Source organism: Frondihabitans sp. 4ASC-45 (genome assembly GCF_049472575.1).
In the GTDB taxonomy this organism is placed as follows: domain Bacteria; phylum Actinomycetota; class Actinomycetes; order Actinomycetales; family Microbacteriaceae; genus Frondihabitans.
Genome location: NZ_JBCEBN010000003.1, coordinates 179900 through 204004 on the forward strand (window position 1 = coordinate 179900; position 24105 = coordinate 204004).

The following is a 24105-nucleotide window of genomic DNA, read 5'->3' on the forward strand; positions in this document are numbered from 1 at the left end:
AGGATCCGCGCAGGGCCTACGTCGCCTCGTTGTCGTAGGGCGGCGCCTCGCCTGCAGACAACGGCACCACCGTCGCGCGCGAGCTGCGGGTGGGCAGGCCCGCCGCCACAGCCGACGCCGCGGCGGCCGACGCCGGAGTCGAGATGACGGTCGTGGGCTCGTCGAGGAGGGCGTCGCGGATGATGCGACGGGGATCGTACTGACGCGGGTCGAGCTTCTGCCAGTCGACGTCGTTGTACTCCTCGCCCATCTCCTCTTTCATGCGGGCCCGGGCCGTATCTGCCATGCCCCGAACGGTTCGCACGAGCTGGCCGAGCTTCTGCGCGTAGATCGGAAGGCGTGTGGGCCCCAACAGCATGACCGCGATGAGCGCGATCACGAAGATCTTGTCGAAGGAGGGCAACACGTGAAGAGACTAACGGCTCGAACCTCGGAGCGCCCCCTAGAGTTGACCGACGAGGAGTAACGAGTGCCACACAAAGAGTCCAGTTGGAAGTTCGCCGAAGAACTGGTCACCGAGAGCGACGCCATCGGTCTTGCGCGCCAGCACTCCCTCGAAGCGGGTGTCGAGGCGGTCTCGCCTGGTGTCGGTGCGCAGCTGGCGCTGACCACCGCCCTCATCGGCGCCAAGAACATCATCGAGATCGGCACGGGTCTCGGCGTCTCTGGCCTGTGGCTCATGGCGGGAGCGCCCTCCGCCACGCTCACGTCGATCGACAGTGAGGTCGATCATCAGCAGACGGCTCGCGAGACGTACGTGCTCGCCGGCATCCCGGCCAACCGCGTGCGGCTGATCGCCGGTCGCGCCCGCGAGGTGCTGCCGCGGATGAACGAGAACTCCTACGACGTGGTCTTGATCGACGCCGATCCCGAGGGCGTCATCGAGTACGTCGAGCACGGCCTCCGGCTGGCCCGCACGGGCGGGATCGTCCTCGTCGCTCATGCTCTCTGGAACGGCCGCGTGGCCAACCCCGCCGCCCGCGAGCAGATCACCGCCGACTACCGCACGCTCCTCACCGAGGTCTCGACGTCACCGGCCGTGATCAGCTCGCTCGCGACCGCCGGCGACGGACTGCTCCAGCTCGTCAAGCGCTGACGCGGGCATGCAAAAACGCCCCGCACGTTCTGTGCGGGGCGTCTTCTGGGGGCCGTTAGGAAGCGGCTTTGACAACGCCGGCTAGGGCGTCGTGCAGCTCTTTGGCCTCGTCATCGTTGACCGAGACCACCAGGCGCCCTCCGCCCTCCAGCGGAACGCGCACGATGATGAGCCGACCCTCCTTCACGGCCTCCATTGGTCCGTCGCCGGTCCTCGGCTTCATGGCTGCCATCAGATAGTCCCCTTTCGCGGAATGCTCATACCTATTATCGGTGATTTGCAGGCCAGTCCCTAAACGTCGGCCGTCAGGCGTCGCCGAACCGCCTGTCACGGGGGTGTCCAGTCGTACCCGTTCACCCACCAGCAGTAGTAGAGCCAGATCCACTGGGCAATGACGAAGACGGCCACGAGGCTCACGCGGAACACCTTCGACCGTGGAACGGCGAGCGCTCCGAGCAGCGGGAAAATCGGCATCAGCACACGGAACGTCGACGACTGCGGAAAGAACACCGCCAGCAGATAGAGCACGTAGGCAACGACCCAGAACCGCAGGTCGATGGGCAGGCGCCGTGCCCACGGGGTGACGAGGAACAGCCCGAAGAGGACTACCGCCACGACGAGGAAGACCACCCCCGCACCACCCGGCACCCACCAGTTCGCCCCCTGGACCCACGAGGTGAAGGGCAGGAGGTGTCCGTAGCCGATGTAGTCGGCGCGCCACGACAGCTCGGTGGCCGTGTAGGCGTCGAGACGGCCGGTGGCGATGGCCGCCACGACGGGCCAGGCCAGACCGAAGACTCCCGTGGCTATCGCCACGACTCCGACTTTCAGGCGCTCACGAGGCGGGAACGGCTCGGTCTCCCGCCGGAGGTACCGATGACCCCAGTGGAGCGCGAGCGCCAGCGCGAAGGCGATCACACCGGGCCGGGTGAACGACGCCACCGCGAGCACGAGGAGCATCAACCCGTAGCGCCGCTGCAGCAGCAGCAGAAGCGCGACCGCCAGCAGCAACAGGAACAGCGACTCGGCGTACGCCACCTGCAGCAGCGGCGACAGCGGGGCCACACAGAAAAGCAGCACTCCGAAGAGGGCCGACCCGGCGGGCAGGAACCGGACGAGGATCCGAGAGAACACCAGGGCGGTCGCTGCGGCCGCCAGCACCGACACGAACACTGCCGTCGGCGCGAACGACGCTCCGGTCAGCTCCATCAGCCCACGGGTAACCACGGGGTAGACCGGGAGGAACGCCCACTGGTTCTGCGCGACGTGCCCGTCGGCGGTGAGCGGCAGCACGCTCGGGTATCCGATCTGGGCGACGATGTAGTACCACTGGCCGTCCCAGATCTTCGCGAAGCTCGCGTAATCCGGTCGAGAGACGGTCCAGGGGTTGGTCGCCTGAGCGCCGGCGAACCCGAGCAGAAGCGCCGTGCTGACGAGGCGCGACGCCACGAAGATCAGCAGGACCTGCGCCCACCACGGCAGCCGGTCGACGATCGCGCGAGCGCGTGACAGCGGCGTCGCCGCACTCACCTCGTTTCGCACCGAAGGGCGGCTACCGGTGATCAGGCCGTCAGCCACGCCCGCAGCCCGCGCTCGCACTCGGTGATCTGCTCGAGCGCGACGCGCTCGTCGTCGGCGTGGGCCTTCATCGGGTCGCCGGGGCCGTAGTTGACCGCGGGGATGCCGAGGCCCGAGAAGCGCGCAACGTCGGTCCAGCCGTACTTCGGCTTGGCCTCGCCGCCGACGGCCTTCAAGAATTCTTGCGCGAGGGGCGCGTCAAGGCCCGGGCGAGCGCCCTGCGCCAGGTCGACGATCGTGACGTCGTACTCGCCGAACAGCTCGTGGATATGCGCCACGGCCTCGTCGGCCGAGCGGCTCGGTGCGAACCGGTAGTTAATGTGCACCATGCACTCGTCGGGGATCACGTTGCCGGCGACGCCGCCGCTGATTCCGACGGCGTTCAGACCCTCGCGGTAGACGAGGCCGTCGACTTCGACCTGGCGCGCCTCGTAGGCGGCGAGCTTCGCGAGAATGGGCGCGGCCTTGTGGATGGCGTTGTCGCCGATCCAGGAGCGAGCGCTGTGCGAGCGGAGGCCGTAGGTGCGGATCTCGGCGCGGAGGTTGCCGTTGCAGCCACCCTCGACGCTCGAGTTCGACGGCTCCATGAGGATCGCGAAGTCGGACGCGAGCATCTCGGGGTACTCGCGAGTCAGGCGGCCGAGACCGTTGAGCGCATCGGAGACCTCTTCGTGGTCGTACCAGACCCAGGTGATGTCGACGTTCGGCTCGGTCAATTCGACGGCGAGCTTGAGGGCGACCGCGCAGCCGGCCTTCATGTCGACGGTGCCGCGGCCCCAGAGGTAGTCGACACCGTCGATCGTCTCGTAGCGGGTCGGAACGTTGTCGTTGATCGGCACGGTGTCGATGTGCCCGGCGATGACGACCCGCTTCGCCCGGCCGAGGTTCGTCTTCGCGACGATGGCATCGCCGTCCTGAAAGAGCTCGAGGTGATCGCACCCCTCGAGAGTGGCCCAGATGTCGTCGGCGATCCGCTTCTCATCGGCCGACACCGAGGGGATATCGCACAGCTGCCGGGTGAGGTCGATCGAGGAGACGGTCAGGTCGAGGGCTGGCATGCGCACAGCCTAGCCGGGCGGCGATAACGGGACCTCGGAGACGAACGCGACCCCGTCGGATCCTCGATAGCCTTTTGCCATGAGTGCTTCTTCCGCCGCCTGGGGCTACGGCCTCGCCACCATCGCCTCCGACGGCACGATCCTCGACACGTGGTTCGGCTCGCCCGTTCTCGGCGAGTTTCCCGCCGATCGCGACCCGGCTCTCGCGCCGGCCGAGATCGGCGAGCAGGCCGGCCCCGACGACCGCCGAGCCGTGACGCTCGAGCCCGTCACGGTGCGAATCGACCTCGAGGCGGCACCCGCGTCGACCCCCGACGCGTATCTGCGCCTGCACCTGCTCAGCCACCTGCTCGTCAAGCCGAACACGATCAACCTCGACGGCATCTTCGCCCACCTGCCCGCGGTCGTATGGACGAACGCCGGCCCCGTGCACCCCGACGACTTCGGCCGGCTGCGCCGAAGCCTGCAGCGCGCGGGGATCCAGGCGACCGGCGTCGACAAGTTCCCCCGCCTTCTCGACTACGTGCTGCCCGAGAGGGTGCGCATCGCCGACGCGTCGCGCGTGCGCCTCGGCGCTCACCTGGCACCGGGCACGACCGTCATGCACGAGGGCTTCGTCAACTTCAACGCGGGAACGCTTGGCGACTCCATGATCGAGGGTCGCGTGTCGCAGGGCGTCATCGTCGGGCACGGCTCCGACGTCGGGGGCGGCGCCTCGATCATGGGCACGCTCTCGGGCGGCGGCACCCAGCGCGTCTCGATCGGCGACCGGGCCCTGCTCGGAGCGAACTCGGGCATCGGCATCTCGATCGGCGACGACACCGTCGTCGAGGCGGGCCTCTACGTGACGGCCGGCACGAAGGTGGTCGTCGTCGGTTCAGCCTCCGACACGAACGGCAAGCAGCAGACGGTCAAGGCCGTCGAGCTGTCGGGCCGGGCCGGGCTGCTATTCCGCCGCAACTCGCTGACCGGAGCCGTCGAGGTGCTGCAGCGCAAGGGCACCGGCGTGACGCTGAACGAGGCGCTGCACGCCTGACCCAGGCATCCGCGTCAGCTAGTCGCAATACGCGGGTTTAGTCGCGGAATGCCGCGACTAAACCTGCGAAACGCGACTAGGGGTCGCACGCCTAGACGGTCAGCGACGCTCGGGCCAGTCGCGCTCGGTCGCTCCGACATACAGCTGCTGCGGTCGGCCGATCTTGGTGGCCTTGTCGACGTTCATCTCACGCCAGTGCGCGATCCACCCGGGCAGCCGCCCGATGGCAAAGAGCACCGTGAACATGCGGGGCGGGAACCCCATGGCCTTGTAGATGATGCCGGTGTAGAAGTCGACGTTCGGGTACAGCTTGCGCGAGATGAAGTACTCGTCGCTGAGCGCGACCTGCTCCAGCTCGAGGGCGATGTCGAGCAGCTCATCTTTCACGCCGAGGGCTGCGAGAACCTCGTCGGCGCTCTCCTTGACGAGCTTGGCGCGCGGGTCGTAGTTCTTGTAGACCCGGTGGCCGAAGCCCATCAGCTTGACGCCCTCCTCCTTGTTTTTGACGCGCTCGACGAAGCGGGCGACGCCCTGACCGGAGTCGCGGATCTCGGCGAGCATCTTGAGCACGGCCTCGTTGGCGCCGCCGTGCAGCGGACCGTAGAGGGCCGAGATGCCGGCCGAGATCGAGGAGTACATGTTGGCCTCGGTCGAGCCGACGAGGCGGACCGTCGAAGTGGACGCGTTCTGCTCGTGGTCTTCGTGGAGGATGAGCAGGCGTTCAAGGGCTTTCGAGAGCACCGGGTTGACGACGTACGGCTCGGCCATCGTGCCGAAGTTGAGCTTCAAGAAGTTGTCGACGAACGAGAGGCTGTTGTCGGGGTAGAGGAACGCCTGCCCGAGGCTCTTCTTGTGGGCGTAGGCCGCAATGACGGGCAGCTTCGCCAAGAGGCGGATGGTCTGGAGTTCGACCTGCGCCGGATCTTTGACGTCCATGGTGTCTTCGTAGAACGTCGACAGCGCGCCGACGGCCGACGACAGCACCGACATCGGGTGAGCCGAGGCGGGCAGCGCATCGAAGAACCGGCGGAGGTCTTCGTGCAGAAGAGTGTGGCGGCGGATGCGCGCGTCGAACGAGGCGAGCTCGTCGGCGGTCGGCAGCTCACCGTAGATCAGCAGCCACGCGGTCTCGAGAAAAGTCGAGTTCGCCGCGACCTGCTCGATCGGGTACCCGCGATAGCGGAGGATGCCCTCGTCGCCGTCGATGTAGGTGATCGCGCTCTTGGTCGCGGCCGTGTTCACGAATCCGGCGTCGAGCGTCGAGTAGCCCGTCTGCTTCATGAACGTCGAGATGTCGACGCTCGATGCCCCGTCGCTCGACGGGACGATCGGGAACTCGGCCGTTCCGCCCGGGAACGTGAGTTTCGCCGTCTGCTGCGTGGCCTTCTGGGCGTCGTTGGCAGTGTCAGTCACTCGTTCAGCCTAGTAGGAGGGGCACCGGGCGCGAGCACCCCCGAGCGCAGGATCCGACGGCTCAGCCGGCGAGACGACTCACGGCCGCGTCGATCCGCTCGTCGGTCGTGGTGAGCGCGATGCGCACATGACGTGCACCGCTCACCCCGTAGAACGTGCCCGGCGCCACCAGGATGCCCCGGTCGGCGAGCCACCCCACGGTCGCCCAGGCGTCTTCGTCGCGGGTGGCCCAGAGGTAGAGGCCTGCCTCGCTGTCGTCGATGCGGAATCCGGCGGCGACGAGGGCTCGCGAGAGCCGGTCGCGCCGCCCTCGGTAGAGCGCCTTCTGGGCGCGAACGTGCTCGTGGTCACCGAGGGCTGTGACCATGGCCTGCTGCACCGGCGCCGGAGGCATGAGACCCGCGTGCTTCCGCACACCGAGCAGCTGCCCGACGATCTCGCCGCAGCCGGCGATGAACCCGGCGCGGTAGCCCGCGAGATTCGACTGCTTCGACAGCGAGTAGACCGAGATGACGTTTCGGCGGCTGTCGCCGATCACGCGCTCGTCGAGGATGCAGGGTGTCGCCGTGTCGTCGTACTCCGCCTCCCAGCCGAGCTCGGCATAGCACTCGTCGCCAGCGACGACGGCCCCGAGCTCGCGGGCACGCTCGACGGCGGCCTTGAGCTGCTCGATGGAGAGGACTCGGCCGTCGGGGTTGCCGGGGCTGTTAAGCCATACGAGCTTCGTCGACCGAGGCCACTCGGCGGGGTCGTCGGAGGCGAGGGCGGTGGCGCCGACCAGTGCCGCGCCGAGTTCGTAGGTTGGGTAGGCGTTTGTCGGGTACACGACAGTGTCGCCCGGGCCGAGACCGAGCCAGAGGGCCATGCCGGCGATGAGCTCTTTGGAGCCGATCGTCGGCAGCACGTTCGCGTCGGTGAGGCCGGTGACGCCGCGCCGTTCGGCATACCAGTCGATGATGGCGGCGCGGAGGGCCGGGGTGCCGGCGACCTGCGGATAGGCGTGCGCATCGGTCGCCTCACGCAGGGCGTCGCGCACGACGGCCGGGGTCGGGTCGACGGGCGATCCGACCGAGAGGTCGACGATGCCGCCCTCGTGACGGCGCGCAGTGGCCGAGGCGCCGGCCAGGGAATCCCACGGAAACTCGGGAAGAGTCAGAGCCACGCCGAGACGCCGATCAGTGCTCGGCGGCCTGCGGCGGCAGAACCGAGATGACCGGGTGGTCGTGAGCGATCACGCCGATCTTGGCGGCACCGCCCGGCGAGCCGATCTCGTCGAAGAATTCGACATTGGCCTTGTAGTACTCGGACCACTTGTCGGGAAGATCGTCTTCGTAGTAGATCGCCTCGACGGGGCAGACCGGTTCGCAGGCACCGCAGTCGACGCATTCGTCGGGGTGAATGTAGAGCGAGCGTTCACCCTCGTAGATGCAGTCGACCGGGCACTCGTCGATGCAGGCGCGGTCTTTGACATCGACACAGGGGAGGGCGATCACATACGTCACGGGCTAAATCTGTTCCTTCGCATCGGGCAGGTCGGTCGGACTCTGCGGCGAGTGTCCCAGTCTATCGACCCGCGCGGCCCGTGCGGCCCGCAGAGCCCCGAAACGGGGCCAGCCCAAGACGAACAGGGCGATCACGACCGGGCCGAAGAGCCACGCGTAGCCGAGCGCGTTGCCCGGAACGAGCACGGTTCCGCTCGACTGGGGAAGGGACAGGAGGCCGACGACGCCGACCACTCCCAGGGCGGCGAGGACGCCGACGAATCGTGAGCCGAACTGGATCCTGAAGCCGATCAGCAGTGCCGCGACCATGGCCAGCGCCAGCGTCGCCCCGACCGGGAAGCCACCCGCCGTCTCTTGATGGGCGATCGTGCCGATGGCCCCGAAGAGGGCGCCGGCGACGAGCGAGGCGCCGTAGGTCAGGCCCTTGCCCAGCGGGCCGAGCTCGTCCAAGCCGGCACCCTGCGGGAACGACGCAGGCTCCGGCTCGGCCACGTGACGGAACGTCTCGACGACGCTGACCGGCTCGATGGCGCCGTGCGGAAACTCCAGGGCGGGCCCGCCCGGCGTGCGGACGACGCGCACCTGCGAGCGGTAGGCCTCGAGGGCTCGGACCTTGCGCTCGAGCACGAGGGTGCCATCGACGACGACGTCGGCGCCCGCCAAGGCCGGCACCCCGGACGGCCTCCCGCCGGACGAGGTCTCCATCTCGACGGTGCCGCCTGTGATCGCGAAGAACGGAACACCCGCGATCTCGGCGGTTCGTGCTACCACGCGGTTGACCCGGACGTGATCGGGGTGCCCGTAGCCGCCGTCGACGTCGTAGCTGACGATGGCGGTCGGCTGCACGTCGTCGACCACGGCCGCCAGGTCGGAGACGATCTCGCCGAAGGACGCGGAGCAGAACGCGGCTGGGTGCACGTCGGCCACGGGGATGGGCATTCCGTCGCTCCCCCACTCCATGCCGGAGTCGCGGTAGGCGCGGACGGGAAGACCGGGCGTGCGAGCGCTCTCGGTGCCGAGGAACCGGTGGTCGGCCACCCCGAGAACGGCCATCGCCTCGGCGATCTCGTTCTGTCGGTGCGCGGCGAGCGCGGCGTCGCGACCGCGCAGGGCGGCGAGGTCGTCGGGCATGACCTCGCCGAGCTCTCCGCGAGTGCAGGTGACGACCGTCACCTGGGCGCCGTCGTCGACGAGGGTCGCCAGCAGCGCCCCTGTCGCGATCGTCTCGTCGTCGGGGTGGGCGTGCACCACGAGGACGCGCTCGAGGTCGCTCCCTCGGTCTCTCGATGTCGAGGCAACAGGGGCTGGAGGGTCGGTCTCGGAAGTGCTCATCACTGGACAGGATAGGCGAGCGGCCATTATTGTCGTCCGTGGTTAGGCAAGGCTTACCAACATAAGTCGACCTCACCCGGCCAGGGCCATCGCCCCGCCGACCGGCTCCGGCCCATCCGATTCATAAGGCTCGCCCGTGATCGCCAACTTCCTCATCGGCCTCCGCGAAGGTCTCGAGGCCTCCATCGTCGTAGGCATCCTCATCGCCTACCTGGTCAAGGTCGGGCGGCGCGACGTGCTGCCCCGGATCTGGGCCGGCGTCGCCCTCGCCGCAGTTCTCTCGCTCGGCCTCGGTGCCCTGCTCACCTTCGGCCGCTACGGCCTCAGCTTCCAGGCGCAGGAGATCATCGGCGGCGGGCTGTCGATCATCGCCGTCGGCTTCGTCACGACGATGACCTTCTGGATGGCGAAGACCGCCGGCAGCATGAAGCACGACCTGCAGTCGAACCTCGACAAGGCCCTCCTCGGCGGCGCCTGGGCGATCGTCGGCCTCGCGTTCCTCTCGGTCGGCCGCGAGGGCATCGAGACGGCGCTGTTCGTCTGGGCGACCGTGTCGACCGCGGGAGGCACCGCCATTCCCGCCATCGGCGCTCTTCTCGGCATCGCCGCGGCCATCGTGATCGAGATCGGCATCTACCGCGGCTTCGTCCACCTCAACCTGGCGAAGTTCTTCACCATCACCGGGTTCTTCCTGGTGATCGTCGCCGCCGGCGTGTTGCTGTACGGCATCGGCGACCTGCAGGAGGCCGGAGTCCTGCCCGGCGCGAGTGTCTACGCGTTCGACATCTCGCGTGCGATTCCGCCGACCAGCTGGTACGGCACCCTTCTCCAGGGCCTCGTCAACTTCACCCCGCGCCCGACGGTGCTGCAGTCCATCGTCTGGCTCGCATATCTCGTGGTCGTCCTCCCGCTCTTCCTCCGCGCCACACGGCGCCGCCCGGCGAAGACGACCTCCCCCTCGACCACCACCGCCGACTCGACGCCCACCCCGGGTTCGCGCGAGTCCGTTCTCAGCACTGGAGCACCCGAATGATCGTTCGCCCCCTCGGCCTCGCGGCCGGAGTCGCCGTCGCCGCCCTCGCCCTGACCGGCTGCGTCGAGAACAACCCGTCCGCGGGATCCTCGTCGAATGGCGCCACGACCGTCAGCGTCACCGGCAAAGACTCGAGCTGCGAGGTCTCGACCACGACCGCGCCGAGCGGAACGGTCACCTTCACGATGGCGAACGAAGGATCCGACAACACCGAGTTCGAGGTCCTCGCCTCGGACGGGCTCCGGATCCTGAGCGAGAAAGAGAACATCGGGCCCGGAACGTCGGGCACGCTGACCACCCAGCTCGCGGCCGGCGACTACTACACCGCCTGCATCCCCGGCCTCGTCGGAGAGGGCGTTCGCGCCAAGTTCACCGTCACCGACTCGGGCAAGACCATCAAGGCGACCGGCACCGAGCAGCAGCAGATCGACGCGGCCGACAAGGCCTACGTCGGGTACATCAAAGATCAGACCGGCCAGCTCGTGACCGGCACGCAGGACTTCCTCGACGCGTGGCTCGCGGGCGACGACGCGGCGGCCAAGAAGCTCTACCCCGAGGTACGCGCGCACTACGAGCGCATCGAACCCGTCGCCGAGTCGTTCGGCGACCTCGATCCCCAGCTCGACAACCGCGCCGCCGACCTCGAGAAGGGCGAGAAGTGGACGGGCTGGCACCGGATCGAGAAAGACCTGTGGCAGCCGACCGCCGCCGTTCCCGGCCGCTCCGACTACAAGACCGCTCTGACCGCCGCGGAGAAGAAGTCCCTCGCCGCGCAGCTCACCAAGAACACCAAGCAGCTCTACGACGAGGTCACCGCCTCCGACTTCAGCGTCGGGCTCGACACGATCGCCAACGGCGCTGTCGGCCTCCTCGACGAGGTCGCGACGTCGAAGATCACCGGCGAAGAAGAGACCTGGTCGCACACCGACCTCTACGACTTCCAGGCCAACCTCGAGGGCGCGCAGGTCGCCTACGAGGGCGTGCGCTCGATCCTCCTCACGAAAGACAAGTCGCTCGCGACCGAGCTCGACTCCGAGTTCAAGTCACTCGACGCGCTCCTCGCGAAGTACGGCAGCCTCGACACCTCGTACCCGTCGTACACGAAGCTCACTGCAGCCGACAAGAAGGCGCTCTCCGACGGCGTCAACGCCCTCAGCGAGCCCCTGTCGAAGCTCACCGCGGCGCTCCTCGGCTAGGGCACAGGGTGAGAGACAGGCAGACAAGCGTGCCCACAGACGACGAGACCGCTCCGCGCCCCGGACTGTCGCGGCGCGGGCTGCTCGGCCTGGCCGGAGTGGGCCTCGGCGCGGGCGTGATCGGCGCAGGCTCGGCACTCGGAATCGAGTCGGCGGTCACGAGTGCCGCGGCCGCCTCGAGCGGCGCGAACACGACCTACCCCTTCTACGCCACGCACCAGTCGGGCATCGTCACCGCGGCGCAGGACCGCCTGCACTTCGCGGCCTTCGACATCGCGTCGGGCGTGACGCGCGCCGAGCTCATCGACCTCCTCAAAGACTGGTCGTACGCGGCCGGCCGCATGACCCGTGGGCAGGAGGTGTCGCCCACGGGTGCCACCGGCGGCTCGCTCTACGCTCCCCCGGACGACACCGGAGAAGCGCTCGGTCTGCCGGCTTCGGGCCTCACCATCACGATCGGCTTCGGCCCCTCGCTGTTCGACGATCGCTTCGGCCTCGCCTCGAAACGCCCGCCCAAGCTGATCGACCTGCCCGAGTTCCCCGGCGACAACCTCAACGCCGCGGCCAGCGACGGCGACCTCTGCATTCAGGCGTGCAGCGACGACCCGCAGGTCGCCGTCCACGCCATCCGCAACCTGTCGCGCATCGCGTTCGGCCGCGCCTCGCTCCGCTGGTCGCAACTCGGATTCGGCCGCACCTCGTCGACCACCCGCGGCCAGACCACACCCCGCAACCTGTTCGGCTTCAAAGACGGCACGGCCAACCTCAAGGCCGAAGACACGGCGCTCGTGCGCAAAGACGTCTGGGCCCAAGGATCCGACGGCGCGGCCTGGATGGCGAACGGCACCTACCTGGTCTCCCGCAAGATCCGGATGCAGATCGAGACCTGGGACCACCAGTCGCTCAAGGAGCAGCAGGTCGTCGTCGGTCGCGACAAGGGCGAGGGCGCTCCGCTTTCGGGCGGGACCGAGTTCAGCTCCGTCGACTTCACCAAGAAGCAGCACGGGGTGCCGCTCGTCGCGACCACGTCGCATGTGTCGCTCGCCCACCCCGACCACAACGGCGGCGCTCAGCTGCTGCGCCGCGGCTACAACTTCGTCGACGGCAACGATGACCTCGGTCGCCTCAACGCCGGGTTGTTCTTCATCAGCTTCCAGCGCGACCCCGAGGCGCAGTTCGTCCGGATCCAGAACGCCCTGGCCGCGAACGACGCGATGGGCGAATACCTGCAACACGTGTCGAGCGGCATCTTCGCGGTGCCGCCCGGAGCCCGTGCCGGAGGGTTTGTGGGCGAGACGCTGTTCGCGTAGTACGCGCCGCTTGCGTTCACTCGCTCTGACCCTGTGAAGCACAGCGGAGCGACGCGAAACGGCCAATCCTGAACACCGTAGGGCGTCCCGGTGGCCGTTTCACTTCACCCTCGGCCGCTACGAAGCAGCGACGGGGAGGTGTTCCGCCCACCAGCCGAGGATCTCGTCGAACCTCTGCACCCGGTGCCGCGGGCGACCCGATCGCGACAACTCGTGGTTCTCACCCGGGAACACCAGCATCTTGGTGTCGACGCCGGCCCGCACGAGGCCGAGGTAATACCGCTCAGCCTGCGGCAGCGGACAGCGGAGGTCGTCCTCCGAGTGCACGACGAACGTCGGCGTCGTCACCTGCGACACGAAGGCCTGCGGGCTCTGCGCGGCCATCGCCTGGGGGTCGGCCCCGGTGTACTGCTCCACGAAGAAGGTGCCGATGTCGGAGGTGCCGATGAAGAACTCCGGGTCGAGGAACCCGCGCTCGACGATCGCACCCGCGAACCGGTGATCGTGCGCGATCGTCCAGGCCGTGAGGTAGCCCCCGTACGAACCGCCCATGATGCCGACTCGCTCCCCATCGAAGCTCGGGTTGGCAGCCACCGCGCCTTCAAGGAAGTCGAGGACGTCGGTCATGTCGATGGTGCCCATGCGGTTCTGGATGGCCCGCCCGAAGGCCTGACCGTATCCGGAGGCGCCCCGCGGGTTGCACATGACGACGCCGTAGCCGGCGTCGGCATAGACCTGAGCCTCGTCGAAGAGCGACCCGGTGTACTGCGAGTACGGCCCACCGTGGATCACGAGAAGCACGGGGTGCGGCCCCTCCCCCGACGGAGTGAGCACCCAGCCGTGGATGGGGGTTCCGTCTCGAGCCTCGATCGTGGTCTCGACGGCCTCGCGCAGCCCGGTCGCGCGAACGGCGGCGGAGAAGTCGGTGACACGGTCGAACGACCCGCTCTCCACCACCGCGACGTCGCCCGCTGTCGACTCGTCGATGTAGGTCACTGCCGTCGTGGCCCCGGAGACGGCGTACCCGGTGACCTCCAGGCTTCCCTCGGTGAGGCGCGTCGTCACGCCATCCGCTGTGACACGCAGCAGCTGAACCGTGCCGCGTGTCGTCTCCGCCACGAGCACTGCGCCGTTTCCGGCGCCCACCAGCCTCGACGAGGAGAGATCGACGTTCTCCGGGTCGGTCAGCCGCGTCAGCGCGACCCCGGCCGCCGAACGAACGTAGAGCGCCGCGTTCGTGCCGACGAACTCGAGCCCGGTCGGACCGGTCTCGGAGGCGAGGACGAACGCACTCCCGCTCGGCTCGACGAGGATGTCGTCGACGCCGAGGTCGAGCTCGGGGCCGACCAGGGTCGTGATGTCGCCCCCCGCTGCGGGCACGGAGTACGCCCCGGAGCGGAGATCCGAGTCGCTGCCCTCGTGCAGCGAGGCCACGAAGGTGATCTCGGAGCCGTCGGGCGTGAAGCGCGGGTGAGCATGGTCGGCAGCGGCCGAGGTGAGTTGACGCGCCGTCGGGAGCCCGGACGGCTCGCCGTCCGGCCGCCCCGTCGCGTCGTTGATCGCACCCGGATACGGGGCCGACTTCACGAAGGGCTCTGCTCCGATGTCGGGAACGTCGACGACGAACAGCTGCGCATGGCGGTCGCTGGTGTAACCGACGCCGTTCGAGAGGTACCGCGTCGTCGTGATCGTGCGGGCCGGCTCGGCGCTCGACGAGATCCCCTCGACCGTGCCGTAGCGACCCTCCTCGGGCACGCGTGACACGAAGACGAGACGAGAGCCGTCAGGCGACCAGGAGAAGTCGGAGACGCCGAGCTTCAGATCGGTGACCTGGAGCGGCTCTCCACCCGCGGCTCGGACCACCTGCAGCTGAGGAGCACCGTCGCTGGTGGCCCGCAGAAACGCGATAGTCGAGCCGTCGGGCGAGAACGCCGGGCTGAAGTCGTGGAAACCACGGGTCAGTCGCTCGGGCGGAGAAGAGGCGTCTGCCGGAGCCTGCCACAGCTGGCCGACGTAGGCGTCACCGTCGATGTCGGGTCGCGTGACGGCGAACACAATGCGCTTGCCGTCCGGCGAGATCGTGGGGTGAGACGTGGACACGAGCAGATTCAGGTCGGTGGACTTCACCCCTACGACCCTACGCGGGGTCGAGGCGTGGCCGTTGCCACGAGGCCGCAGCGGCTCCGGTTCCGGCCGAGCCGGAGTGAACGACGAACGCCCCCGGATCCTGAAGACCAGGATCCGGGGGCGTTCCGTCGAGCGGGAGTCGTACGACTACGCGTTCTGCTTCTTCAGGCGAGCGGTCGAGCGCTGGCGAGCCGACGCGTCGAGCTCCACCTTGCGGATGCGGATTGCGTCGGGGGTGACCTCGACGCACTCGTCGTCGCCGGCGAACTCGAGGGCCTCTTCGAGCGAGAGCACCTTGGAGGGCGTCATCGACTCGAAGTTGTCAGCCGTCGACTGACGCATGTTGGTCAGCTTTTTCTCTTTGGTGATGTTGACGTCCATGTCGTCGGCGCGCGAGTTCTCGCCCACGACCATGCCCTCATAGACCTCTTCGGTGGGCTGCACGAAGAAGGTCATGCGCTCCTGGAGGTTGATGATGGCGAAGGGCGTGACGACACCCGAGCGGTCAGCGATGATCGAGCCGTTGGTACGGGTCTGGATCTCGCCGGCCCAGGGGCCGTAGCCGTGGCTGATGCCGTTGGCGATACCGGTACCGCGCGTGTCGGTGAGGAACTGCGTGCGGAAGCCGATCAGGCCGCGGGCGGGGACGATGAACTCCATGCGGACCCAGCCCGAGCCGTGGTTCGCCATGTTCTCCATACGACCCTTGCGCGAGGCCATCAGCTGCGTGACGGCACCGAGGTACTCGTCGGGCACGTCGATGGTCATGTGCTCGAAGGGCTCCTGTAGCTTGCCGTCGACGCGACGCGTCACGACCTGCGGCTTGCCGACGGTGAGCTCGAAGCCCTCGCGGCGCATCTGCTCGACCAGAATGGCCAGAGCGAGCTCGCCACGACCCTGGACCTCCCAGGCGTCGGGGCGCCCGATGTCTTCGACCTTGAGCGAGACGTTACCGATCAGCTCGCGGTCGAGGCGGTCTTTGACCATGCGGGCGGTGAGCTTGTGCCCCTTGACCTTGCCGATGATGGGCGAGGTGTTGGTGCCGATCGTCATCGAGATGGCGGGGTCGTCGACCGTGATGGTCGGCAGCGGACGCACATCGTCGGGGTCGGACAGCGTCTCACCGATGGTGATGGTGTCGAAGCCGGCGACGGCGACGATGTCACCGGGGCCCGCGCTCTCGGCGGGGTAGCGCGAGAGAGCCTTGGTGACGAGGAGCTCGGTGATGCGGGCGTTCTGAACGGTGCCGTCGTGCTTGACCCAGGCGACCGTCTGACCCTTCTTCAGCGTGCCGTGGAAGACGCGCAGCAGGGCGAGACGACCGAGGAACGGTGAGGCGTCGAGGTTGGTGACGTGCGCCTGGAGAGGGTGCTCGTCGTCGTAGGTCGGAGCCGGGACGTGCTTGAGGATCGCGTCGAAGAGCGGCTCGAGGTCGTCGTTGTCGGGCAGCGAGCCGTTTTCGGGCTTGTTGGTCGACGCGGCGCCGGCGCGGCCGGAGGCGTAGACGACGGGGACGTCGAGGATGGCGTCGAGGTCGAGGTCTTCGACCTCGTCGGCCAGGTCGGATGCGAGGCCGAGAAGGAGGTCTTGCGACTCGGCGACGACGTCGTCGATGCGCGCGTCGGGGCGGTCGGTCTTGTTGACCAGGAGGATGACAGGGAGCTTCGCGGCAAGTGCCTTGCGAAGGACGAAGCGGGTCTGAGGCAGAGGGCCCTCGGACGCGTCGACGAGAAGGACGACGCCGTCGACCATCGAGAGGCCGCGCTCGACCTCGCCACCGAAGTCGGCGTGGCCCGGGGTGTCGATCACGTTGATCGTGATCGGACCGTCGGTCGCGTGCTCGCCGTTGTAGAGCACCGAGGTGTTCTTCGCGAGGATCGTGATGCCCTTTTCGCGCTCGAGCTCGTTGCCGTCCATCATGCGGTCTTCGGTGTCGAAGTGCGCGTCGAAGGAGTTGGTCTGCTTGAGCATGGCGTCGACGAGAGTCGTCTTGCCGTGGTCGACGTGGGCAACGATTGCCACGTTGCGCAGGTCACTGCGGATGGCAGTCGCCATAGTTGTACGTCCTTTTTCGAGAGGGAGGAGAGAAAGTCGATTGGGGGCAACCATGGCCCCGACCTCAAGAGTCTACCCGGAGCGGGGTGAACAGCGGGAAACGTCCTCCCAGAGCGGAACGAGGAGCACCCCGCGGCCTGCGTCGCGGGGTGCTCCTGACTGCCGTGAGCGGTCGGCTACTCGTCCGAGCCGGCCGCGAGGATCTGGGCGCGCAACTCGCGTCGCTCGCGCTGCACCTCCGGATCGGGCAGGGGGACGGCCGCGATGAGGCGCTGCGTGTAGGGATCTTGCGGGTGGCGGAGGATCGCATCGCGCGTGCCGACCTCGGCCAGCCGACCCTTGTGCATGACCGCGATGCGGTCGGCCAGGATGTCGATCACCGCGAGGTCGTGGGTGATGAACAAGCAGGCGAACTGGAACTCGCGCTGCAGCTCCTTGAGGAGCTGGAGCACCGTGGCCTGCACCGAGACATCGAGCGCCGAGGTCGGCTCGTCGGCGATGAGCAGCTGAGGTCGGAGAGCGAGCGCACGCGCGATGCCGACGCGCTGCTTCTGCCCACCCGAGAGCTCGTGCGGGTAGCGGGTGCGGTAGCTCTTCGGCAGGCGAACGCTGTCGAGGAGCGACTCGACCTCGTTGGTGAGCTCCTGCCCCTTGAACTTCTTCGCGAGAAGAAGCGGCTCGCCGATGCTGTCGCCGATGCTCATCCGGGGGTTGAGCGACGACGAGGGATCCTGGAACACGATGCCGGCGTTCTTGTGCACCTGGCGCGTCAGCGCGCGCGAATGCTTCGACAGGTCGGTGCCGACGACGGAGAGGTGCCCCTCGGTGATGGGGAGGAGGCCGATTGCGGCTCGCCCGAGCGTGGTCTTGCCGGATCCTGATTCCCCGACGAGGCCGACGACTTCGCCCCGGCGAACGACGAGATCGACGTGGTCGATGGCTCGGAACGCTTTGACCCGACCCCGACCGGGATATTCGATGACGACGTCTTTGAAGTTCAGGACGGCATCCGTGTCGTCGCGGTCTTCCACGTGAGGCCGTCCGTCGACGGGAGCCGACTCGTGTGTGACGGCGGCGACGGTCTCGGCCATGGCCTCCGTGATGTCGACGACATCGTCTTCACCACCGCCCTGCCCCAGGTGCGGCACGGCCTCCAGGAGGGCCTTCGTGTATTCGTGCTGCGGGTTGCGGAAGATCTGGAGTGTGGGGCCGGCCTCGACGACCTCGCCCTGGCGCATGACCGCGATGTGATCGGCGATGTCGGCGACGACGCCCATGTCGTGCGTGATGAGCAGCACGGCGCTGCCGAGACGGTCGCGGAGACTGCGGATCAGGTCGAGGATCTCGGCTTGGACCGTCACATCGAGAGCGGTCGTGGGCTCGTCGGCGATCAGGAGGCCGGGGTCGCACGAGATCGACTGGGCGATCATGGCGCGCTGGCGCTGGCCGCCCGAGAGCTGGTGCGGGTACGAGTTGAAGGCCTTCTCAGGATCCGGCAGCTCGACCATGCCCAGGAGCTCGATGGCCCGCTCCCGTGCTTTCGAGGGCGCGATCCCGTAGTGCACGCGGAGCGTCTCGACGATCTGCGCGCCCACGGTGAACACCGGGTTGAGAGCCGTCATTGGCTCCTGGAAGATGACCGCGACGTCTTGACCGCGGACGCCTCGCATCTGCGCCGGAGAGATGCCGCGGAGCTCCCGGCCGTTGAGCTTGATGCTGCCGCCGACACGCGCGTTCCGCGGCAGGAGATCGAGGATCGACATGGAGCTGACGCTCTTGCCCGACCCGGACTCGCCGACCAGCGCCATGACTTCGCCGCTCTTGATCGAGTACGACAGCTTCTTGACAGCCGGCACCCAGACGTTGTCGACCGCGAAGTCGACGTCGAGGTCGGTCACCTCAAGGACGGGAGCGCCGTCGTTCGTCGTACGGGCGGGTGTCTCGTTGACCTGGGACATCAGTCGGTGGTCCTTTCTCGGCCGGCGCTAGCCGGTGTGCACTCTGTCACGGGCACCTCTGCGACGATGGAGTCATGTCGGACCCCGGATCGCCCACAGACGCCTCTTTTGTCTCTCGTTTCAACCGCGGGCTGGCCATCGCGATCTGGGCGCTGCTTCTGTTCGTCGCCGTGAGTCAGGCTGTCGGCAACCCCGAGTCGGCGGCGGCAGAGATACTGACGGCCGCGGCTATCGCCGCTCTGACGTGGATCGCCCTGTGGCGCCCCCGCGTCGAGGTCGATGCCGACGGCGTCACCCTTACCAACGTCGTTCGTCGAATCCACGTGCCCTGGGCCGCGCTGATCGACGTGAGCACTCGATTCGCCCTGACTCTTCACACGCCCGGCCACACCTACGCGGCCTGGGCCGCACCGGCGCCCGGTCGCACCGGAGCCGCCATGGCGCAGCGTCGCGAGAAAGGGACGCGCAGCAGCCCCCCGCGGCGACCTCGGCAGCACCGTGCGGCCCGGAGACCTCGTGACGACCGAGTCGGGCGCTGCCGCCGACCTCGTCCGCGAACGATGGGAGCACCTGCGCGAGAACGGTGCGCTGGAACTCGGCCTGGCCGACAAGATGGCTGTTCGCGTCGAGTGGCTCTGGCAGCCGCTCGCGGCGGTTGTTGTTCTGGCTGTCGCGGGAGCCGTGCTGCTCGGTCGAGTCTGAGCTGGCGCTGCTCACCCCGCGCGGGGCTACGACACCCGCGAAGCGGGTCGCCATCACTTGGTGACCGGCGGTGTCGGAGACACCTGGGTCGACACCTCGGCTGCGTCGGGCTCGGCCGTCTTGCGAAGGCTGAAGCGCTTGGAGCGCGGGTCGAACGCGTCGCGGAGGCCGTCGCCGACGAAGTTGGCACACAGGGCCAGGATCACGATGAAAGCGGCCGGCCACCAGAAGAGCCAGGGTCGGGTGGAGAAGGCCGACTGGTTGCCGCTGATCAGCAGACCGAGAGACGAGTCGGGTGACTTGATACCGAAGCCGAGGTAGCTGATGGCTGTTTCGAGCAGGATCGCCGAGGCGACGAGCAACGTCGACGAGACGATGATCACGCCGATGGCGTTCGGCAGGATGTGGCGGAAGATGATCCGCGCGTCGGAGGCGCCGGCGACCCGGGCGGCTTCGACGAACTCCCGCTCTCGTAGGGAGAGGAACTCGCTTCGCACCAGACGGGCGATGACCATCCAGGACACGACACCAAGGAGGGCCGCGAGGCCGAATGCGCCAAGGCCTCCGGCACCGGCGGACTTGCCGACGATCAGGCCGATCACCAGCGCGGGGATCACGATGAAGACGTCGGTGATCCGCATGAGGACCGAGTCGACCCAGCCGCGGAAGTAGCCCGCGAGAGCACCGACGACGACGCCGATGACCGTGGCGACGAGTCCGATCAGGATCATGACGAGGACGGAGTTCTGAATTCCTCGCATCGTCAGGGCGAAGTAGTCCTTGCCGATGCGGTCCTGGCCGAACGGGTGGTCGCCGAGGCTGAAGGGGAAGAGCTTGAGGGTGGGTGCACCCTCGTTGACGAGAGAGTTGAGGCTCTTGTAGTCGTACTTCCACCAGCCGGGAATGGGCCCGAGGCCGATCGCAGAGATCGACAGCACGATCAGGAGGACGTAGACGATGATCGCGACGACGGCGACCTTGTTCGAGACGAAGCGCTTGTAGACGATGCGCCCTTGGCTCTCACCCGGGTTGTCGTCTTTGCGCGAAGCCAGATCGACGCCATCGCCGATGCTCGGCTCAAGCGGGTTGCCTTGAATCGTGCTCATCGGGGGGCCTTTCGGTGGTTCGGGTTGACGGCGGAACGCAGCGGAAGGCTCAACGCGCACGCACCCTCGGGTCGAGGGCGGCGTAGGCCAAGTCAGCGAGGAAGTTGAAGGCGATCGCCGTGATGGCGATGACCAGGAAGTACCCCATGACCGGGTTGACGTCGGTCGCCGTGAGCCCCGTGATGAAGAGGTTGCCCATGCCGCTGATAGCGAAGACCGACTCGGTGATGACGGCGCCGCCGAGCAGGGCGCCGACGTCGGTCGCCACGAGAGTCGCGATCGGGATCAGCATGTTGCGGAAGGCGTGGCGCACGATGACCGTCCGCTCGGGAAGGCCCTTGGCACGCGCCGTCCGGACGTAATCCTGGTCGAGCACCTCGAGCATGCCGGAGCGGGCGTATCGCGTGTATCCCGCGAACGAGATGAGCAGCAGGCTGATGGTCGGAAGCAGGAGGTGGGTGTAGGTGTCGATTCCCGAGATCCAGAAGTCGCCGCCCAGCCCCGGTGTCTGCGAGCCCACGGTCGCAAGCGGACGCCCGCCGACGGCGTCGACGTAGTTGGCCCATGACGCCACGAAGCGGTCGAGGAGCACCACGGCTGCCGACAGCACGGCGGTCAGGGCGCCGATGCGCATCATCAGGCCACGGTCGTATCCGCCGACCAGGAAGCCGCTGATGAGCCCCACGGCGAGCGTCGCCACCGCGAGAGTGAGGATCGTGCCAAGAGTCGAGATGTTGAAGAGGCCTTGCAGCGTGAAGTAGGCGATCACGGCGAGCACGACGTTGATACCCGCGGTGATCCACGCCCGACGGTTGTTGAGACCGGCGAGAAGGGCGACGACCGCGAAGGCGATGCCGAGGGAGAACAGAATGACGGCGAAGGGGCCGAGTGCCGGACGGGCGAACCAGTCCGACGCCGAGAGAGCGGCGAGGACGACCACGGTGGCGCCTCCCGAGATCACGAAGGCGAGGAGGCGCCGACGGATCGTTCCGCCGACGACGAGTTGAATTATGGCGCCGATCACCACTCCGGCTATGAGCAATGTCGAGAGCGGGATCTTTGGATCCTGAAGGAAGTTGTTGTAGCCGAGGGCGACGAACGTCTTCAGCAGGACCGCCATGAGGAACGAGGGCAGCGAGAAGAGGAAGAAGCTGAACAGCGTGATCGTGTAGTCGAAGCCGCTGTAGACGCGAAGCGCGGTGATGATACCGAGCGCGATACCCAGCACGATGGCCAGGAGGAACGAGAGGGTGACCAGCTGGAGGGTGGAGCCCATGGCCGCCGGCAGCAGTGCCGTGATCGGCTGGTTCTGGAAGTTCACACCGAGGCTGCAGCTGCCGCCGATCGGGACCACACAGCGGGCGACGCCGCCGAGCCAGATGCCCCATCGCAGGACGGGGTTCACGTCGAGGTGCTGCTGTTGGATGCGCGCCTCGATGAGGGCCTGTTTGTTCGGCGAGTTGCCGGTCTGCAGATCTCGGAGCGGGTTGTCCGAGTTGGCGACCAGCACGTACATGATGAACGACGCGGCGACCAGGACGAGGATCGAGACGAGAATTCGTCTCAGGATGAAGCTGACCATTGATTCGGGACCTTTGCGATGCGGACGCGCCCGTTCATGCCGGACAGGAGCATGACGAGGCTACTACGGGACTCGGCAGACGACGGGCGTCGAGTTCTTGTGAGAACCCGACGCCCGCCCTGTCGAGGTGTGGAACGGGATGGCCGTCAGACGGCCAACCCGGTCACGCTCTTGCTATTTGGTCCAGTCCCAGATGTTCCAGACGATTCCGGTCTGGCCACCGAAGAACTTGACACCCTTGAGGTTCGAGTTCGTCGCGAACAGGCCCGGCGTCTGGAAGAGGGGCAGGCCGTAGGCGTCGGCGAACGTGCCGGCGTCGATCTGCTCCTTCTCGGTCAGGAGCTGGTCAGCGTCAAGAGTCGTCTGCGTCTTGACCGCGAGGTCGCTGACGGTCTTGTCGTTGTACTTGTTGTAGTTTCCGCTGTTGTTGGTCTCGAACAGCTGCGGAAGGGCGGCGTTACCGGCACCCGGGTTGACCCAGCCGAAGATCGACGCGTCGTAGTCGCCACCGGCGAGGAGTTCGCTCCACTTGGGCGAGCCACCGTCGGTGACCTTGATGCCGGCCTTGGCGGCGGAGGCCTGGATGGCCTGGAAGGAGTCGACGCGGTTGGGGTTCAGGGTGTTGTAGAGGATCTTGACGGTCGGAGTCGCACCGTTCAGGAGCTTCTTGGCCTGGGCGATGTCGACCTTGTCGTAGTCGCTCGAGCCGTTCTTCGAGACGGACTCCTCGTAGCCCTCCTGGCCCGGCAGGAAGACCTGCGAGTCGAGCACCTTGGCGCTGGAGTTGATCGGGGTGACGATCGACTTGAGGATGTCTTCGCGAGGGATGGTCAGAAGGAACGCCTTGCGCACGTTCTCGTCTTTGAAGACCGACGAGCCGAAGTTGAGGTCGAGGTGGTCGTAGGCGACCTGGCTGCCGTCGATGACGGTGGAGTTCGCGGCCTTGAGGGCCTTGACCGTGTCAGCGGAGGGCTGCGGCTGAATCGCGTCGACCTCGCCGTTCTGGAGAGCCGTCACCTGAGCGTTCGCATCGCCGATGAAGCGCATGACGAGCTTCGAGAACTTGACGGTGTGGTCGCCCTTGTATTCCTTGTTCGGGACGAACGTCATCGACTGCTTCGGGGTCCAGGCCGAGACCTGGAGGGGTCCGCCGGAGACAAGCAGGTCTTTGTCGCTCGGAAGCGACGTGGCGTCGTAGCCGGTGTTGATGAGCTTCGCCGCGGCGAGGATCGTCTTGTTGGGCGAAGCAGGCTTCGCGGTGTCGCCCTTGGGCGTGTCGAGGATGGCCTTCGTGAGGTCTTCGGTCGAGACACCGGCCTTCTTCGCGACGATGTGCGCCGGGAACTGGATCGGGTTCACGAGCTCCCAGTCGACGTAGGGCTCGTCGTAGGTGTACGTGATGGTGTGGTTGTCGTTCGAGACCGTCGGGAGGTTGGTCGAGAACGGCGCGCCAGCCGCGGTGGAGAAGTACTGCGTGCCCTTGGTGACTTCACCCGCGTCGTTCAGGGTGGCCGAGTCGTAGTACCCCGACGCCTGAGCCCATCCGAGGAGGAGGTCGTCAGCGGTCATCGCCGTGCCGTCGGACCACTTGTCGTCGTCGTTCAGCGTGTACTCCACCTTGAGCGGGTTGTCGCTGAGCTTCTTGTACGAGCCGAGATCGGAGTTGTGAACGATCTTGTACTGGTCGTCGAGAGTGAAGAACTGCGGCTGGGTGAGGTAGTTCACCATGCCGTTCGTGTCGAGGTTGCCCTGAGGGGTGTTGTAGTTGAACGACGAGACCTCGTTGACCTGGGCGATCGTGACGTTGCCGCCGGTCTTGGACGTCTCGTTGTCGGTGGCACCCGAGGTGGTGCAGCCGGAGAGGACGACAGTGGCCGCCCCTACGAGTGCAATGGCCCCGACGAGCGGGCGCAGTCGCTTACCAGTGATTTTCACTGAATGTTCCTCCTGATGGAATGTGACGCACAGCGGCTCCGGGCAAGGGGCACGGCGGACCGCTCTGGATAAGAAGACACTAAGGA

Annotated in this window: 20 protein-coding genes and 1 pseudogene; 7 read left to right on the forward strand and 14 right to left on the reverse strand. The window is 67.3% G+C overall.

The window, feature by feature from the left end; translation table 11 throughout:
- Window positions 1-16: 16 nt before the first annotated feature.
- On the reverse strand, window positions 17-406 hold the full coding sequence (locus VH571_RS07005) for a Sec-independent protein translocase TatB (RefSeq protein WP_233573078.1): 390 nt from the start codon (window positions 404-406) through the stop codon (window positions 17-19).
- A 63-nt stretch (window positions 407-469) separates the two neighbouring features.
- Between VH571_RS07005 and VH571_RS07010 the strand changes: the two genes are divergently transcribed.
- A complete protein-coding gene (locus VH571_RS07010; RefSeq protein ID WP_055963031.1) occupies window positions 470-1096 on the forward strand; it encodes an O-methyltransferase in 627 nt (208 codons plus the stop codon).
- 55 nt (window positions 1097-1151) lie between these two features.
- Here VH571_RS07010 and VH571_RS07015 read toward each other — a convergent pair whose 3' ends face one another.
- From VH571_RS07015 to dapE, 3 genes are all read right to left on the reverse strand, one after another.
- A complete protein-coding gene (locus VH571_RS07015; RefSeq protein WP_084816223.1) occupies window positions 1152-1328 on the reverse strand; it encodes a DUF3117 domain-containing protein in 177 nt (58 codons plus the stop codon).
- A 95-nt stretch (window positions 1329-1423) separates the two neighbouring features.
- The gene (locus VH571_RS07020) at window positions 1424-2674 is read right to left on the reverse strand and encodes a hypothetical protein (RefSeq protein WP_423263897.1); all 1251 of its coding nucleotides are present in this window, start codon (window positions 2672-2674) and stop codon (window positions 1424-1426) included.
- Window positions 2659-3732: a succinyl-diaminopimelate desuccinylase gene (gene dapE / locus VH571_RS07025; RefSeq protein ID WP_423263898.1), complete on the reverse strand. Its 1074-nt coding sequence runs from the start codon at window positions 3730-3732 to the stop codon at window positions 2659-2661. Before dapE ends, VH571_RS07020 begins: the two co-directional genes overlap by 16 nt.
- A gap of 79 nt (window positions 3733-3811) precedes the next feature.
- Between dapE and dapD the strand changes: the two genes are divergently transcribed.
- Window positions 3812-4768 carry a 2,3,4,5-tetrahydropyridine-2,6-dicarboxylate N-succinyltransferase gene (gene dapD, locus VH571_RS07030; protein WP_423263899.1) on the forward strand — a complete coding sequence of 319 codons (957 nt, stop codon included), beginning with the start codon at window positions 3812-3814 and terminating at the stop codon, window positions 4766-4768.
- Between the two features lie 99 nt (window positions 4769-4867).
- Here the strand turns inward: dapD and VH571_RS07035 are convergent, their stop codons facing one another.
- The 4 genes from VH571_RS07035 to VH571_RS07050 form a co-directional block, all read right to left on the reverse strand.
- On the reverse strand, window positions 4868-6181 hold the full coding sequence (locus VH571_RS07035; RefSeq protein ID WP_423263900.1) for a citrate synthase: 1314 nt from the start codon (window positions 6179-6181) through the stop codon (window positions 4868-4870).
- Window positions 6182-6242: 61 nt separating this feature from the next.
- Window positions 6243-7343: a succinyldiaminopimelate transaminase gene (gene dapC, locus VH571_RS07040; protein WP_423263901.1), complete on the reverse strand. Its 1101-nt coding sequence runs from the start codon at window positions 7341-7343 to the stop codon at window positions 6243-6245.
- Between the two features lie 13 nt (window positions 7344-7356).
- Entirely contained in the window at window positions 7357-7683 is a 327-nt protein-coding gene (gene fdxA, locus VH571_RS07045) for a ferredoxin (protein ID WP_055963045.1), read from the reverse strand.
- A 3-nt stretch (window positions 7684-7686) separates the two neighbouring features.
- Window positions 7687-9015 (reverse strand): PIG-L family deacetylase, encoded by a 1329-nt coding sequence (locus VH571_RS07050; protein ID WP_423263902.1) that lies wholly within the window; start codon window positions 9013-9015, stop codon window positions 7687-7689.
- A 136-nt stretch (window positions 9016-9151) separates the two neighbouring features.
- Between VH571_RS07050 and efeU the strand changes: the two genes are divergently transcribed.
- From efeU to efeB, 3 genes are read left to right on the forward strand one after another with little or no spacing between them, the layout of a single operon-like run.
- On the forward strand, window positions 9152-10048 hold the full coding sequence (gene efeU, locus VH571_RS07055; protein WP_423263903.1) for an iron uptake transporter permease EfeU: 897 nt from the start codon (window positions 9152-9154) through the stop codon (window positions 10046-10048).
- Window positions 10045-11244: an iron uptake system protein EfeO gene (gene efeO, locus VH571_RS07060; protein WP_423263905.1), complete on the forward strand. Its 1200-nt coding sequence runs from the start codon at window positions 10045-10047 to the stop codon at window positions 11242-11244. Before efeU ends, efeO begins: the two co-directional genes overlap by 4 nt.
- 29 nt (window positions 11245-11273) lie before the next feature.
- On the forward strand, window positions 11274-12554 hold the full coding sequence (gene efeB, locus VH571_RS07065) for an iron uptake transporter deferrochelatase/peroxidase subunit (RefSeq protein WP_423263906.1): 1281 nt from the start codon (window positions 11274-11276) through the stop codon (window positions 12552-12554).
- Window positions 12555-12671: 117 nt separating this feature from the next.
- On the opposite strand, the gene VH571_RS07070 is transcribed toward efeB, so the two are convergent.
- From VH571_RS07070 to VH571_RS07080, 3 genes are all read right to left on the reverse strand, one after another.
- Complete coding sequence (locus VH571_RS07070; protein ID WP_423263907.1) at window positions 12672-14681, reverse strand: S9 family peptidase; 2010 nt, start codon at window positions 14679-14681, stop codon at window positions 12672-12674.
- Between the two features lie 147 nt (window positions 14682-14828).
- Window positions 14829-16736 carry a translational GTPase TypA gene (gene typA, locus VH571_RS07075; RefSeq protein WP_055963064.1) on the reverse strand — a complete coding sequence of 636 codons (1908 nt, stop codon included), beginning with the start codon at window positions 16734-16736 and terminating at the stop codon, window positions 14829-14831.
- Between the two features lie 176 nt (window positions 16737-16912).
- Window positions 16913-18694: an ABC transporter ATP-binding protein gene (locus VH571_RS07080; RefSeq protein WP_423263908.1), complete on the reverse strand. Its 1782-nt coding sequence runs from the start codon at window positions 18692-18694 to the stop codon at window positions 16913-16915.
- 74 nt (window positions 18695-18768) lie between these two features.
- Here VH571_RS07080 and VH571_RS07085 point away from each other — a divergent pair.
- Both VH571_RS07085 and VH571_RS07090 read left to right on the forward strand, forming a co-directional pair.
- Window positions 18769-19131: pseudogene (locus VH571_RS07085) on the forward strand (PH domain-containing protein); the annotation flags it as partial.
- Between the two features lie 79 nt (window positions 19132-19210).
- Entirely contained in the window at window positions 19211-19396 is a 186-nt protein-coding gene (locus VH571_RS07090; protein ID WP_423263909.1) for a hypothetical protein, read from the forward strand.
- A 53-nt stretch (window positions 19397-19449) separates the two neighbouring features.
- Here the strand turns inward: VH571_RS07090 and VH571_RS07095 are convergent, their stop codons facing one another.
- The 3 genes from VH571_RS07095 to VH571_RS07105 all read right to left on the reverse strand — a co-directional run bounded on the left by VH571_RS07095 (window position 19450) and on the right by VH571_RS07105 (window position 24019).
- A complete protein-coding gene (locus VH571_RS07095) occupies window positions 19450-20502 on the reverse strand; it encodes an ABC transporter permease (protein ID WP_194606764.1) in 1053 nt (350 codons plus the stop codon).
- Window positions 20503-20551: 49 nt separating this feature from the next.
- Entirely contained in the window at window positions 20552-22084 is a 1533-nt protein-coding gene (locus tag VH571_RS07100; RefSeq protein ID WP_194606763.1) for an ABC transporter permease, read from the reverse strand.
- Between the two features lie 174 nt (window positions 22085-22258).
- Entirely contained in the window at window positions 22259-24019 is a 1761-nt protein-coding gene (locus tag VH571_RS07105; protein WP_055963074.1) for an ABC transporter family substrate-binding protein, read from the reverse strand.
- Between the last annotated feature and the right edge of the window lie 86 nt (window positions 24020-24105).